This window comes from Actinophytocola sediminis (assembly GCF_054779715.1).
Genome location: NZ_BAAGXS010000021.1, coordinates 119722 through 133645, shown reverse-complemented (window position 1 = coordinate 133645; position 13924 = coordinate 119722). Strand labels below are relative to the sequence as shown.

Sequence of the window (13924 nt, the reverse complement as noted above, 5' to 3'; positions counted from 1 at the left end):
TTCCGGCAGCGGCGGTATCTGGGGAGGGTGCGCCCGCTCTTTCCATGTGGGGGCGCTGGACGGTGGTGAGGCGGGGGACGGCTCACCACCCGGGGGTTGCGGCACCCGAAGGGGTGGATCCGCCTGACTGCGTGGGGGTCAGTCAGGCGGATCCAATTGTGTCTGGAGCGTTTGACTCGCGGGTCACGAACGTTGGACTCGCGGGGGTGGGCCGGGTCGGACCTCGGCTCGGACCTCGACCTCAGACCTCGGCGTCGAGCATTTCGGGGGTTACCGCCGACTCGGTGTCGGGCAGGCCGAGGTCCTTGGCGCGCTTGTCGGCCATGGCGAGCAGGCGGCGGATCCGGCCGGCCACCGCGTCCTTGGTCATCGGCGGGTCGGAGAGCTGGCCCAACTCCTCCAAGGACGCCTGGCGGTTGGACAGGCGCAGCTTGCCGGCCGCGCTGAGGTGGTCGGGCGCGGTGTCGCCGAGGATCTCCATCGCCCGCTGGACCCTGGCCGCGGCCGCGACCGCGGCGCGGGCCGAGCGCCGGAGGTTGGCGTCGTCGAAGTTGGCCAGGCGGTTGGCCGTCGCCCGGACCTCGCGGCGCATCCGGCGTTCCTCCCAGGCCAGCACCGAGGTGTGCGCGCCGAGCCTGGTCAGCATCGCGCCGATCGCGTCGCCGTCGCGGACCACCACCCGGTCGGCCCCGCGCACCTCGCGGGACTTGGCCTGGATGCCCATCCGGCGGGCGGCGCCGACCAGTGCCAGCGCGGCCTCCGGGCCGGGACAGGTGATCTCCAGCGCCGACGAGCGCCCCGGCTCGGTCAGTGAGCCGTGGGCGAGGAACGCGCCACGCCACGCGGCCTCGGCGTCACACACCCCGCCGGACACCACCGGCGCCGGCAGCCCGCGCACCGGGCGACCGCGCGGGTCGAGCAGGCCGGTCTGACGAGCGAGGCCGTCACCGTCCTTGACCACGCGCACCACATAGCGGGTGCCCTTGCGCAGGCCGCTGGAGGCCAGCACGTGCACGTCGGCGTAGTGGCCGAACAGGTCGTGGATCTCCTTGCGCAGCCGTCTGGCCGCCGCGCCGGTGTCCAGTTCGGCCTCGACGACCACTCGGCCGGCCACGATGTGCAGCCCGCCGGCGAAGCGCAGCAGGGACGACACCTCCGCGCGCCGGCAACAGGTCTTCGACACCGCCAGTCTGCTCAGCTCGTCCTTCACAGCAGCAGTCATCGCCACGAGGCCCCTCCTCTACCCACGACACGCCGATCCGTACCCCGCGCCGGCGGATCCCTCCCACAGGAACCGCCAACATCCCATCACTCGCACGCGCGCACCGCCGCCAGGGCGTCCCGCAGGCTCTCCGCGAGTGCCTTCGGGTCGTGCCGCTCACGAGCCTCGGCGGACGCCACCCCGTCCAACCGCATGCTCGCTCCCAGCGACTCCGCCGCCCGTCGCAGCCGGTCTGGCGTGGACACGGAGTCGGCGTCGGCGATCACCGCGTCGACTCGTAGGCGGGGTGCGTGCTCGCAGAGTACGTCCAGGTGTCGTTCCGGGGAGAAGCCGGCGGTCTCCCCCGGTTGAGGGACCAGGTTCAGTACCACTATCCGGGACGCGGTAGTCGTGATGAGCGCCTCCTGCAGCTCCGGGACCAGCAGGTGGGGCAGCACGCTGGTGAACCACGAGCCCGGCCCGAGCAGCACCACGTCCGCGTCGAGCACCGCGCGCACCGCGGCCGGGCAGGCACTCGGCACCGCGCCCGGTTTTCCGGCCGTGTGCAAGCGAATCCGTTGCACCCGGCCGGGGGTCGTGGCGATCGCGACCTGGCCCCGGATGCGGCGCACGGCGTGCGTGTCCTCGTCCAGCCCGACCACGTCGGCCTCGATGTCCAGCGGCTCGGCGCACATCGGCAGCACCCGGCCGCGCAGCCCGAGCAGCCGGGCGGCCTCGTCCAACGCGATCACCGGATCGGGTATCACCTCCAGCAGGCCGGCGAGCAGCAGGTTGCCGACCGCGTGCCCGGCCAGTGCCCCGGTTCCCCCGAACCGGTGCTGGAAGACCGTCCGCCAGAGCGTGTGCTCCTCGCCGGCCAGTGCCGCGAGCGCCTTGCGCAGGTCGCCCGGCGGCAGCAGGCCGAGCTCACGACGCAGCCTGCCGGAGGACCCGCCGTCGTCGGCGACGGTCACCACCGCGGTCACGTCCGGGGTGATCTGGCGCAACGCGCTGAGTGTGGCGTGCAGGCCCTGCCCTCCCCCGAGCGCGACCGCCTTCACTCGCGCCCCAGATCCCGGTGCACGACCTTGACGGCCATCCGGTCCTCGTCGGCCAGCCGCCGGGACAGCTCCTCGGAGATGCAGACACTGCGGTGCTTGCCGCCGGTGCAGCCGATGGCCAGCGTGAGGTAGCGCTTGCCCTCCCGGCGGTAGCCGGCGCCGATCAACCGCAGCAGCTCGTGGTAGCGGTCGAGGAACTCCTCGGCGCCCTCCTGGGTGAGCACGTAGTTGCGCACGTCGGAGTCCTTGCCGGTGAGGTCCTTGAGCTCCGGGATCCAGAACGGGTTTGGCAGGAAGCGGCAGTCCATGACCAGGTCGGCGTCCATCGGCAGGCCGTACTTGTAGCCGAAGGACAGCACGGTGACCCTGGTCTGGGTGCTGTTCTCGGTGCCGAAGGTGTCCTCGATCTTGGCCCGCAGCTGGTGCACGGACAGCGTGCTGGTGTCGAGCGCCAGGTCGGCGGTCTCGCGCAGCGGGCCGAGCAGGTCGCGCTCGGCCTTGATGCCGTCGATCAGCCTGCCGTCGCCCTGCAGCGGGTGGCCGCGGCGGACCTGCTCGAACCGGCGGACCAGCACCTCGTCGGTGGCCTCCAGGAACAGCACCCGTGGCTTGTACTCGCTGGCGTCCAGGTCCTTGATGATCGACGCCAGGTCGTCGGTGAACGCGCGGCTGCGCACGTCCATCACCACGGCGACCTTGGTCACCGCGCCCTGGGCCTTCGCGCCGAGCTCGACCATGGTGTTGATCAGCTCGGGCGGCAGGTTGTCCACCACGAACCAGCCGAGGTCCTCCAGGCATTTGGCCGCGGTGCTCCTGCCCGCGCCCGACAGCCCGGTGACCACCGCGACTTCCACCCCAGGTGATTCCTTGTCCGTCATTGTCCCCTCCCCTTGTCCGGCGTTTCCTGCGCCAGTGCGCTGTGTACCAGCGCGGCGGTGTGCGTGCCGATGCCGGGTACACCGCTGATGTCCTCGACGCTCGCCTGCCGTAACCGCTTGAGCGAGCCGAAGTGCTTGAGCAGCGCGGCCTTGCGGCTCTGGCCGAGGCCCGGGATGCCGTCCAGCGCCGAGGTGGTCATCCGTTTCGAGCGCCGGCCGCGATGGTAGGCGATGGCGAACCGGTGTGCCTCGTCGCGGACGCGTTGCAGCAGGTAGAGGCCCTCGCTGGTGCGGGAGAGGATGGTCGGCTCCGGGTCGGCCGGCAGCCAGACCTCCTCCAGCCGCTTGGCCAGCCCGATGACCGCGACGTCGGCGATGCCGAGGGTGGCCAGCACGTCGGCGGCGGCGTTGGCCTGGGGTCCGGCGCCGTCGACGACCAGCAGGTTCGGCGGGTAGGCGAACTTCTTCGGCCGCCCGGTCTCGGGGTCGATCCCGGCCCTGACCTCGGTACTCGGCTCGGTGCCTGACTCGGTGCCTGACTCGGCGCTCGTCTCGGCGCTCGTCTCGGCCAGGTACCGGGCGAAGCGGCGACGGACGACCTCGGCGATCGAGGCGACGTCCCCCTCGGTGGCCGCCTCCCTGATCGCGAACCGCCGGTACTCGGACTTGCGCGCCAGCCCGTCCTCGAAGACGACCAGGGAGGCGACGACGTCGGCGCCCTGGATGTGGCTGATGTCGATGCACTCGATGCGCAGCGGGGCGGTGTCCAGGCCGAGCGCGTCCTGCAGCTCCTGCAGCGCGGCGGAGCGGGCGGTGAGGTCGCCCGCGCGGCGGAGCTTGTGCTGGGCGAAGGCCTCCTTGGCGTTGCGCGCGACGGTGTCCATGAGCGCGCGCTTGTCGCCCCGGTGCGGGATGCGCAGCGCGACCCGGGAGCCGCGCAGGGCCGAGAGCCAGTCGGAGATCGCGGGGGCGTCGTCGGGCAGGGCGGGGACGAGCACCTCGCGCGGGACCGGGCTCGCGGTGCCCTCGTCGGCCAGCGCGGCCTGGTCGCCGTAGAACTGGCTGACGAACTGGTGGGCCAGGCCCGCCTCGTCGATCTCGTCGATCTTGTCGATGACCCAGCCGCGCTGGCCGCGGACCCGGCCGCCGCGCACGTGGAAGACCTGGACGGCGGCCTCCAGCTCGTCGTGGGCGAAGGCGACCACGTCGGCGTCGGTGCCGTCGCCGAGCACGACGGCCTGCTTCTCCATCGCCCGGCGCAGGGCGGCGAGGTCGTCGCGCAGCCGGGCGGCGCGCTCGAACTCCAGGTCGGCGGAGGCGGCGTTCATCTCCTTCTCGATGCGCCGCATCATCCGGTCGGTGTGGCCGGCGAGGAAGTCGCAGAAGTCGTCGACGATGTCCCGGTGCTCGTCGGCGCTGACCCGGCCGACGCAGGGAGCCGAGCACTTGCCGATGTAGCCGAGCAGGCAGGGGCGGCCGATCTGCCCGTGGCGCTTGAAGACGCCCTTGGAGCAGGTGCGGGCGGGGAAGACGCGCAGGAGCAGGTCGAGGGTCTCGCGGATGGCCCAGGCGTGGGCGTAGGGACCGAAGTAGCGCACACCCTTGCGGCGGGGGCCGCGGTAGACGTGCAGGCGGGGGTACTCCTCGTGCAGCGTGACCGCGAGCACCGGGTAGGACTTGTCGTCCCGGTAGCGGACGTTGAACCGAGGGTCGAACTCCTTGATCCAGTTGTACTCGAGCTGGAGGGCCTCGACCTCGGTGGCCACCACGGTCCACTCGACCGAGCCGGCGGTGGTGACCATCTGGCGGGTACGCGGGTGCAGCAGGGAGACGTCGGCGAAGTAGGAGTTCAGCCTGCTCCGCAGACTCTTGGCCTTGCCGACGTAGATGACCTCGTCCCGAGCATCACGGAACTTGTACACCCCCGGAGCGTCCGGGATCGTCCCCGGCGACGGCCGATATGTCGACGGATCTGCCACCCACCCAGCCTACGGCCGCCCACCGACAGTGCACGGGAGGGCCGGCGCGCACTGTCGGCCGCCGCCGGTCACGGGGTGGCGTGGAGGTTGCCGTCCTGGCCGATCAGGCAGGTGGCTGAGGGTTGGGCGGAGGTGATGAACTCGGTTACGCAGCGGCCGAGTTGTTCGTGGCCGCGGGCGTTGGGGTGGAAGGACTCCTGGGCCAGGTGGATGCCGATCGCGTCCAGGCCGCCGGTCACCCAGGCCCACGGGTCGACCTTGACGCGGTTCTGCCACTCGGTGGACGAGTCGCCGTTGCCGCTGCACGCCTCCCGGCCCTCGGTGCCGCGGGAGAAGTCGAGGAACTTCACCCCGGTCCTGTCCGCCACCCCGCGCAGCGCCGCCGACAGCTGGGGCACCGCCTCCGTCCGGCCGAAGCCCGCGTCCGCCAGCTTGAACGGGCAGCCCTGCGGCCCGTGCAGCACCTCGTCCATCCGCTCGGTCAACGGCGACGCGTACGACGTGAGCACCAGGTCGTAGCTGCCCGCCGCGTACCCCGCCTGGGACATCGCGGACTTCACGTCGTTGACCGCCACCTCGACCTTGGGCGCCATCGCCGCGAGCCGTTGGGGCCATTCGGTGCGCAGGTCGGCGCGGCAGCCGGCGCCGAACGGGTTGAACCACTCGCCGATGCAGTCCAGGAGCGTGTCCGCGAAGGCCGGGTCGTCGTTCGCGCCGACCTGGACGATCACCGTCGTCACCCGGTACTCGCCGGCGACGTCGATCAGCCTGCGGGCCTGCGAGCCCTCGGTGTAGTGCGTGGTGTCGGCGAGCGACACGTTGGCCGCGTCCGCCCCCGAGCACGCCAGGTTGATCGTGTGGTCGGCCACGGCCGTGCGGTGCACCAGCGCGTTGGCCGAACGGTGGCACCAGTTGCCGTTCTCGCCCCGGGTGCCGGTCTCGTAGTCCCCCGCGCCCTCGCCGGAGATCGCGCTGTCGCCGAGCGACACGATCGCCGTCGGCCGGTCGTCGACCGCCTCCTGGGCGACCGCCGATGGTGTGCCGGCCAGCAGGCCGACGGTCAGCAGGGCGGCTGCCCCGGCTCCGACGATTCGTACCCCACGCATGAGCAGCTCCCCGGGGCCACGGCGGTCACCGCCTGGTTACCTATGGTGAAAGTCACCCTAACCAGGCGGTAACCTGCCGGGCTATAACCCGAATGGCCCTCATATTTTGCGTTCAGCTCACTTCGGAGGGCGGGTCCGGGACGCGTCAGGCGAAGGTGACCTGGTCTCCGTCGACCGTCACCGTCAACTCGGCCAGCGGGCTGGTCGCCGGTCCCTTGGCTGGCGAGCCGTCGGACATCTTGAACTGACTACCGTGACTCGGGCACTCCGCCACCCCGTCCTTGGGCGCGCTCACGATCGTGCCCTGGTGGGTACAGCTCGCGTTGAATGCCTTGACCTCGTTGCCGTTGCGGACCAGCAACGCCTTCCCGCTCGGGGCGTCCACGAGCAGGCCGCCGCCGTCCGGGATGTCCGCGAGCGGCGTGCCACCGCCGCCCGGCGTGCCGGTACCCGTGCTCTGGTTGTCACCGCCGGGACTGCCATCTCCGCCGGAGTCCCCACTGCCGCAGGCCGCGATCAACGCGCCGGGCGCGACGAGGGCGACGGTCAGGCCACAGAGCATGTCCCGACGGCTTCGGGTGGACGTGGTGGGATTCTCAACCGCGGTCAAACCGGGCCTCCTGGTATCTATCGGACTGCCAGTACACGAGGCCTAACGCGCGCGCTCCGCACATGGTTCAACGGTGAACGACATTTCACGACGCCAGATGGGTGCGCGGCGCACCGTCCAGTCGGCCTATCGCCGGTTCAGGCGGCGGTTCGCTCGCCGGCCTCGCGGCGGAACCGGCGCAGCGTGCGCATCGCGGCGACCGCGTGCTCACCGTCGATGGCCTGCACGGCCACCAGCGGAACGTACTCGTCGTTCGCGAACTCCAGCCTGGCCCACGGCGCGCCGTCGGGGAAACTGACGCCCTCGACGTCCGCCCACCGGAAGAACCGCGCGCCCGCCATGTTGCGCACCTCGACGCCCTCGGCGTCGGCCCGCACGCGGGGCCGGGCGAACCACAGCGCGCCGGCCGCGAGGAACACGCCGATGCCGATCATCGCGAGCTGGTCGGACAGGCCGAAGTAGGCGCCGGTGTGGGTGCGCAGCATCAGCAGGCCGGCGACGGTGAACACCACCAGCAGGACCGCCGCCACGATCGCGGCGATCACCCGCGCCTTGCGCGGCCGGGCCACCACGCTCATCCGACGCCCCGCTCGCGCAGGCCGCGCACGATCACCGCGGTGTCCAGGGCCGCGACGCAGGCCTCGAAGCCCTTGTCCTCGGTCGACTCCGGCAGGCCGCTGCGGTCGAGCGCCTGGTCCTCGGTGTTGACCGTCAGCACACCGTTGCCGACCGGGGTGGCCTCGTCCAGCGAGACCCTGGTCAGGCCGGCGGTGACCGCGTCGCACACGTACTCGAAGTGCGGGGTGCCGCCCCGGATGACCACGCCGAGCGCGACCACCGCGTCATGGTGTTTGGCCAGCTCCTGGCACACGACCGGCAGCTCGACCGCGCCCGACACCCGGACCACGGTCGGCTCGTCGATGCCCGCCCGCTTGGCCGCCGCCAGCGCCCGCTCGAGCAGCGCGTCGGTGATCCTGGGGTGCCAGCGGGTGGCCGCGATCGCCAGCCGAACGTCCGGGCACTCCGGCACGGAGACCTCCGGCCGGCCAACCCCACTCATAGTGTCTCCAGGTCGCTTCGCTTCTCAGCCACAGCCTAGGCGGCACCGCGCACTCACAGTCGCCCGCCCTCCAGCAGGTCCATGTCGAGGTCGCCGAGCTCGTGGCCCATCCGGTCGCGCTTGGTACGCAGGTAGCGCAGGTTCTCCGAGTTCGGGCGGATCGGCAGCGAGACCCGGTCGACGATCGTCAGGCCGTAGCCGTCGAGGCCGACCCGCTTGGCCGGGTTGTTGGTCAGCAGGCGCATCGACTTCACGCCCAGGTTGACCAGGATCTGCGCGCCCTGACCGTAGTCGCGGGCATCCGCCGGCACGCCGAGCGCCAGGTTCGCGTCCACCGTGTCCGCGCCGTCGTCCTGGAGTTGGTATGCCTGCAGCTTGTGCATCAGGCCGATCCCCCGGCCCTCGTGGCCACGCATGTACAGCACGATTCCCCGGCCCTCGGCCGCGACCGCGGCGAGCGCGGCGTCCAGCTGGGGGCCGCAGTCGCACCGCAGCGAACCGAACACGTCACCGGTCAGGCACTCGGAGTGGACGCGCACCAGCACGTCCTCGCCGTCGCCGATCTCGCCGTAGACCAGGGCGATGTGCTCGATGCCGTCGAGCGTGGAGTCGTAGCCGACCGCGCGGAACGAACCGTGCGCGGTCGGGATCCTGGCCTCGGCCACCCGGACGACCTGGACCTCGGTACGCCGCCGGTAGTCGATCAGGTCCGCGATCGAGATGATGGCCAGGTCGTGCTCGGCGGCGAACACCTCGAGCTCGTCGCGCCGGGCCATGTCGCCCTCGTCCTTCTGGGACACGATCTCGCACAGCACCCCGGCGGGACGCAGGCCGGCGAGCACGGCGAGGTCGATCGCGGCCTCGGTGTGGCCTGGGCGGCGCAGCACGCCGCCCTCCTTGGCGCGTAACGGAACCACGTGCCCGGGGCGGGTGAAGTCGCTCGCGGTGGCCTGCTCGTCGGCCAGCAGCCGGATGGTGTGCGCGCGGTCGGCGGCCGAGATGCCGGTCGACACGCCGTCCTTGGCGTCGACGGTCACCGTGTAGGCGGTGCCGCGCACGTCCTGGTTGGTGTGGAACATCGGCGGGAGGTCGAGGCGCTTGCAGTCGACCTCGGTCAGCGGGACGCAGATGTAGCCGGAGGTGTAGCGCACCATGAACGCGATCAGCTCGGGAGTGGCCTTCTCGGCGGCGAAGATGAGGTCGCCCTCGTTCTCCCGGTCCTCGTCGTCCACGACGATGACCGGGCGACCGGCCTTGATGTCCGCGACCGCCCGTTCGATCCCGCTGACGTCACTCATCGTGTCTCCCGCTCGGTGATGCGCCCATTCTGCTCCGCCCCGCTCCGGGTGGCGGGCAAGTGTGGCGCGGCCAACCTCTCGATGTACTTGGCGACCACGTCCACCTCGAGATTCACCAGGTCACCCGGCTGCCGGACGCCGAGGGTGGTGGCTCGCAGAGTCTCCGGGATGAGGCTGACGGAGAAATCGTCGTCGGTCACGTCTACCACGGTGAGGGACACCCCGTCGACCGTGATCGACCCCTTCTCTACCAGGTATTTGGCCAGGTAGCTGGGCAGGCCGATGCGCACCAGGTCCCAGTGCGTCGACGGCTGGCGGGTGAGCACCACGCCGGTGCCGTCGACGTGGCCCTGCACGATGTGCCCGCCGAACCGCTTGCCGACCTCGGCCGCGCGTTCCAGGTTGACCTGGTCACCCGGTCCGATCTTGCCCAGGCTCGAGCGGACCAGGGTCTCGCGCATCACGTCGGCGGTGAACGAGCCACCGTCGACGCTCACCACGGTGAGGCACACGCCGTTGACCGCGATCGAGTCGCCAAGGCCGACATCGCTGGTGACCAGCGGTCCCTCGACGGCCAGTCGAGCAGCGTCCGGCAGGCTCTCGACCGCGACGACCGTGCCGCGTTCCTCAACGATCCCGGTGAACATCTAGCTTCCCTCCGCCATAGTCCGCAGCCGCTCGACCGCTTCGGCCGGGTCGTCCGCTCCGTAGACCGCCGAGCCGGCGACGAAACAGTCCACCCCCGCCTCGGCGGCGACCGCGATGGTGTCGGCGTTGATCCCGCCGTCGATCTCGATCAGCACCCGCAGTTCGCCACTGTCGATCATCCGCCGGGCCGCGCGCACCTTGTCCAGCACCTCCGGCATGAACTCCTGGCCGCCGAAACCCGGCTCGACCGACATCACCAGCAACGTGTCGTAGTGGGTCAGCAATTCCGCGATCGGCGCGAACGGGGTGCCCGGTTTGATCGACAACCCGGCCTTGGCCCCGGCGGCCCGGATGTCCTTGGCGACCCGGACCGGGTCGGTGACCGCCTCGGCGTGCACGGTGACGTTGTAGGCGCCCGCCTCGGCGTACTCGACGGCCCAGCGGTCGGGGTCGTCGATCATGAGGTGGCAGTCGACGGGGATGTCGGTGCTGTCGAGCAGCGCCTGGACGACCGGCAGACCGATGGTGAGATTGGGCACGAAGTGACCGTCCATGACGTCCACGTGCAGCCAGTCGGCGCCGCGCACCGCCGCGGTCTCCTCGGCGAGTCTGGCGAAGTCCGCGGCGAGGATGCTGGGCGCGATCATCGGTTTTCCTGGCACGTTCCAGAGCATATTGGCTCAGCGCCCGGCACGTGTTTCGCGCTGTGCTGAGTTGGGGTCATCGATACCGGTCGAAGGCCGCCGCGATGTCCTGTTTGGTCTTCTTGTTCGCGAGCAGGAGCTGGAGCAGCACGCGGGCCTTGGCCGGGTCGAGGAACCCGGACTGGATGAGCCCCCGGTCGAGCAGGTCCCGCTCGGACCCCGGGTAGCCATAGGTGTGGCGCAGCACCGAGCCCGCGCCGGTGCGCGAGGCCAGGACCACCGGGATCGCCGCGGCGTGCGCGGCGACCGTGGCGACCATCCTGGCCGGCACGTGACCGGCGCCCAGACCGGCGATGACCAGCCCGTCCAACGCGTCGCCTGCCCGTTTCAGCAGCTCGCCGTCGTCGCCGAGGGCGACGGTGAGCAGACCGACGCGCAGCGTGGCGATCGCAGGGTCGGCCCGCAGGATCAGCCCGGTCCGCGCGACGCCCCGGATCCTCGGGTCGCCCTCGACCACCAGGCCCAGCGGACCGAACGCGGGCGAGACGAACGCGCCGGTGCTGAACGTGTGGCTCTTGCGGACGAACCTGGCCCCGTGGATCTCGTCGGACATCACCACCAGCGCGCCAAGGCCACGCGCGGTGGGGGCGCCGGCCACCCGCACGGCGGCGTAGAGGTTGGCCGGGCCGTCCGCGCCCGCGGCCTCCGGGTGGCGCATGGCGCCGGTGACCACGATCGGCGCGTCGCCCTCGACGGTGAGGTCGAGGAAGAACGCGGTCTCCTCGATGGTGTCCGTGCCGTGGGTGATCACCACGCCGACCGCGCCGGCCGCGAGCTCGGCCGCCACCAGGTCGGCGAGGGCGACCAGGTCGTCGAAGCCGATGGACGGGCTGGGCAGGGAGCGCAACGTGCTGGCCCTGACCTCGACGTCCAGGTCGGCGAGCCCGGGAACGGCCGCGACCAGGTCGGCGGCGTCCAGGGAGGGCACGATGCCGCCGGAGGCACTCGGCGCCATGGCGATCGTGCCGCCCATGGCGATCACCGAGACGTACCCGGCAGGGCTCACTTGCGGAGCAGGGCGCAGAACATGGCGTCGGTGCCGTGCCGGTGGGGCCACAGCTGCACGTGCGGGCCCTGGCCGAGATCGGGCATCTCCGGGAACGACTCGCGGGCGTCGAGCGTGGTGGCCCCGGTGCGCCGGACGACGTCGGCCACCACGCCGATGGTCTCCGACAGGTGCGGCGTGCAGACCACGTAGCCGACCACGCCGCCGGGGCGGACCAGGTCGATGGCGGTGAGCAGGAGCTCGCGCTGCAGCTTGGTCAGCTCGCCGACGTCGGATGGCCGGCGGCGCCAGCGGGACTCCGGCCGGCGGCGCAGCGAGCCGAGGCCCGTGCACGGCGCGTCGACCAGGACGCGGTCGAACGTGCCGGCGGCCAGGCCGAGCGCGGCGGGCTGGCGGCCGTCGCCGGTGTGCACGGTGACCGGCAGGCCCTCGGTGGAGCGCTCGACCAGGCGGGCCCGGTGCGGGGCCTTCTCCACCGCGTCCAGGCGGCCGCCGGAGATGCCGAGCACGGCGGCGAGCAGGGCGGACTTGCCACCGGGGCCCGCGCACAGGTCGAGCCAGCGCTCGTCGGTGCCCTCGATCTCCGGGCGGGTCATGGCGATCGCGCAGAGCTGGCTGCCCTCGTCCTGCACCGAGGCCAGCCGTTCGCGCACCGGCTCCAGCCCGGCCGGGTCGCCGGCGCCGGCGGCCAGCCGGACGCCGTAGGGCGAGTACGGCGCGACCTCGCCGCCGGTCATCGCGGCCAGTTCCTCGGCGGTGACCTCGCCGGGACGGGCGACCAGGTGCACCGCCGGGCGCTCGTTGTCCGCGTCCAGCGCGGTCTTCAGCTCGTCACCGGTGGTGCCCAGCGCGTCGGCGAACGCGCGGGCCACCCAGCGCGGGTGCGCGCAGCGCATGGCCACGTTGCCGATGGGGTCGGTGGCCGGATCGGGCGCCAGCCGGGCCATCCAGGCGTCCTCGTCGAGCTCGGAGACCTTGCGCAGCACGGCGTTCACGAACCCGGTCTGCCGCGAGCCCTGCTCGCCGCGCACCAGGTCGACCGTGGACGCGACGGCCGCGTGCGGGGGGATCCGGGTGCGCAGCAGCTGGTAGGTGCCCAGCCGCAGGACGTCCAGCAGGCCGGGCTCGACCTTGGCCAGCGGACGGTCGATGCAGGCGTCGAGGATCTCGTCGAGCAGGCCGATGCTGCGGCACGCGCCGTAGGCCAGCTCGGTGGCCAGCGCCGCGTCCCGCCCGGTGATCCGGCGTTCCCGCAGCAGTTGCGGCAGCAGCAGGTTGGCGTATGCGTCGCGCAGGCGGACCTCCCGCAGCGTGTCCAGCGCCGCCTGCCTGGCCGGGTCCTCCACCGGTGGCCGGCTCGGCCCACTGCGCCGCTTGGGCGGGTGGGGGCTCCTCGGCCGGGAGAACCGCTCCTGGCGCCGTCCTTGCTGTGTCACGTCAGCCGCTCTCCTGGCTCGACCCGGGCGCCGCGCGCCCAGTCGGTCGCTGCCATTCGCTTCTTGCCGGGTGCCTGTACCTCGCCAAGCGTGACCGGTGCGGTCGCGGTACCGACCAGCACCTGTCTGCGTTCCACCCGCAGCTCTCCCGGCCGCGGGATGTCGGCGGTGGGGGCCGGGTCGGGCCTGCCGACCGGGCCGAGCTTGATCCGCTCGCCGCGGAACTCCGCCCACGCCCCCGGATCGGGGGTGACCGAGCGGACCAGCCGGTCCACCGCGACGGCCGGCAGGGTGAAGTCGGCGCGGGCGTCCTCGGTGGTCACCTTGGGCGCGTAGCTCACCCCGTCGCCGGACTGCTCGACCGGGGCCAGCGTACCGTCCGCGATACCGTCCACAGTGGACACCAGCAGGCCGGCGCCCGCCTCGGCGAGCCGGCCGAGCAGCCCGCCCGCGGTGTCCTCGGCCCGGACCGGCTCGGTGAGCACGCCGAACACCGGGCCCGCGTCCAGCGCCTTGACGATCCGGAACGTGCTGGCGCCGGTGATCTCGTCGCCATGGCGCACCGCGGCCTGCACCGGGGCGGCCCCGCGCCACGCCGGCAGGACCGAGAAGTGCAGGTTGACCCACCCGTGCGGCGGGATGTCCAGCGCGGACTGGGGCAGCAGCCCGCCGTAGGCCACCACCGGGCAGCAGTCCGGCGCGATCTCCCGCAGCCGGGCGAGGAAGTCGGGGTCGCCCGCCTTGGGTGGGGTGAGTACCTCGATGCCGTGCTCGTCGGCCAGCGCGCCGACCGGGGAGCGGACCAGATGCCTGCCTCGGCCGGCGGGCGCGTCCGGCCTGGTGACCACGGCCGCGACCTCGTGCCGGCCGCCGTCGAGCAACGCGCGCAGGGCGGGGAGCGCGACGTCGGGGGTGCCCGCGAATACCAACCGCATCG

The 13924-nt window shown here is 72.2% G+C and carries 14 protein-coding genes; all 14 read right to left on the bottom strand.

Annotated features, from left to right (window positions below; genetic code table 11):
- Positions 1-241: 241 nt before the first annotated feature.
- The 14 genes from whiA to fmt all read right to left on the bottom strand — a co-directional run bounded on the left by whiA (position 242) and on the right by fmt (position 13922).
- The gene (gene whiA, locus ACYVIP_RS14540; protein ID WP_460396266.1) at positions 242-1228 is read right to left on the bottom strand and encodes a DNA-binding protein WhiA; all 987 of its coding nucleotides are present in this window, start codon (positions 1226-1228) and stop codon (positions 242-244) included.
- An 80-nt stretch (positions 1229-1308) separates the two neighbouring features.
- Positions 1309-2262: a gluconeogenesis factor YvcK family protein gene (locus ACYVIP_RS14535; RefSeq protein ID WP_460396264.1), complete on the bottom strand. Its 954-nt coding sequence runs from the start codon at positions 2260-2262 to the stop codon at positions 1309-1311.
- Positions 2259-3140, bottom strand: a complete 882-nt coding sequence (gene rapZ / locus ACYVIP_RS14530) for an RNase adapter RapZ (protein ID WP_460396262.1) — start codon at positions 3138-3140, stop codon at positions 2259-2261. Before rapZ ends, ACYVIP_RS14535 begins: the two co-directional genes overlap by 4 nt.
- Positions 3137-5119 (bottom strand): excinuclease ABC subunit UvrC, encoded by a 1983-nt coding sequence (gene uvrC / locus ACYVIP_RS14525; RefSeq protein ID WP_460396260.1) that lies wholly within the window; start codon positions 5117-5119, stop codon positions 3137-3139. Before uvrC ends, rapZ begins: the two co-directional genes overlap by 4 nt.
- A gap of 68 nt (positions 5120-5187) precedes the next feature.
- A complete protein-coding gene (locus ACYVIP_RS14520) occupies positions 5188-6225 on the bottom strand; it encodes a GDSL-type esterase/lipase family protein (RefSeq protein WP_460396258.1) in 1038 nt (345 codons plus the stop codon).
- A gap of 145 nt (positions 6226-6370) precedes the next feature.
- Positions 6371-6835 (bottom strand): Rieske (2Fe-2S) protein, encoded by a 465-nt coding sequence (locus ACYVIP_RS14515; RefSeq protein ID WP_460396256.1) that lies wholly within the window; start codon positions 6833-6835, stop codon positions 6371-6373.
- Between the two features lie 137 nt (positions 6836-6972).
- Positions 6973-7413, bottom strand: coding sequence for a PH domain-containing protein (locus tag ACYVIP_RS14510; protein ID WP_460396254.1), 441 nt, complete (start codon positions 7411-7413; stop codon positions 6973-6975).
- Positions 7410-7895 (bottom strand): 6,7-dimethyl-8-ribityllumazine synthase, encoded by a 486-nt coding sequence (ribH, locus tag ACYVIP_RS14505; protein ID WP_460396252.1) that lies wholly within the window; start codon positions 7893-7895, stop codon positions 7410-7412. Before ribH ends, ACYVIP_RS14510 begins: the two co-directional genes overlap by 4 nt.
- 53 nt (positions 7896-7948) lie before the next feature.
- Positions 7949-9193, bottom strand: coding sequence for a bifunctional 3,4-dihydroxy-2-butanone-4-phosphate synthase/GTP cyclohydrolase II (locus tag ACYVIP_RS14500; protein WP_460396250.1), 1245 nt, complete (start codon positions 9191-9193; stop codon positions 7949-7951).
- The gene (locus ACYVIP_RS14495; protein ID WP_460396248.1) at positions 9190-9840 is read right to left on the bottom strand and encodes a riboflavin synthase; all 651 of its coding nucleotides are present in this window, start codon (positions 9838-9840) and stop codon (positions 9190-9192) included. Before ACYVIP_RS14495 ends, ACYVIP_RS14500 begins: the two co-directional genes overlap by 4 nt.
- Entirely contained in the window at positions 9841-10488 is a 648-nt protein-coding gene (gene rpe, locus ACYVIP_RS14490; protein WP_460396390.1) for a ribulose-phosphate 3-epimerase, read from the bottom strand.
- Positions 10489-10561: 73 nt separating this feature from the next.
- Positions 10562-11551: an asparaginase gene (locus ACYVIP_RS14485; RefSeq protein ID WP_460396246.1), complete on the bottom strand. Its 990-nt coding sequence runs from the start codon at positions 11549-11551 to the stop codon at positions 10562-10564.
- Positions 11548-12987 (bottom strand): RsmB/NOP family class I SAM-dependent RNA methyltransferase, encoded by a 1440-nt coding sequence (locus tag ACYVIP_RS14480; RefSeq protein WP_460396244.1) that lies wholly within the window; start codon positions 12985-12987, stop codon positions 11548-11550. The genes ACYVIP_RS14485 and ACYVIP_RS14480 overlap by 4 nt, the downstream gene beginning before the upstream one ends.
- On the bottom strand, positions 12984-13922 hold the full coding sequence (gene fmt, locus ACYVIP_RS14475) for a methionyl-tRNA formyltransferase (protein ID WP_460396242.1): 939 nt from the start codon (positions 13920-13922) through the stop codon (positions 12984-12986). Before fmt ends, ACYVIP_RS14480 begins: the two co-directional genes overlap by 4 nt.
- Between the last annotated feature and the right edge of the window lie 2 nt (positions 13923-13924).

Coding starts and splice junctions, on each gene's coding strand:
- rapZ (WP_460396262.1), bottom strand. CDS start 3,140: ATGACGGACAAGGAATCACCTGGGGTGGAAGTCGCGGTGGTCACCGGG.
- ACYVIP_RS14520 (WP_460396258.1), bottom strand. CDS start 6,225: ATGCGTGGGGTACGAATCGTCGGAGCCGGGGCAGCCGCCCTGCTGACC.
- ACYVIP_RS14510 (WP_460396254.1), bottom strand. CDS start 7,413: ATGAGCGTGGTGGCCCGGCCGCGCAAGGCGCGGGTGATCGCCGCGATC.
- ribH (WP_460396252.1), bottom strand. CDS start 7,895: ATGAGTGGGGTTGGCCGGCCGGAGGTCTCCGTGCCGGAGTGCCCGGAC.
- ACYVIP_RS14500 (WP_460396250.1), bottom strand. CDS start 9,193: ATGAGTGACGTCAGCGGGATCGAACGGGCGGTCGCGGACATCAAGGCC.
- ACYVIP_RS14495 (WP_460396248.1), bottom strand. CDS start 9,840: ATGTTCACCGGGATCGTTGAGGAACGCGGCACGGTCGTCGCGGTCGAG.
- rpe (WP_460396390.1), bottom strand. CDS start 10,488: ATGATCGCGCCCAGCATCCTCGCCGCGGACTTCGCCAGACTCGCCGAG.
- fmt (WP_460396242.1), bottom strand. CDS start 13,922: ATGCGGTTGGTATTCGCGGGCACCCCCGACGTCGCGCTCCCCGCCCTG.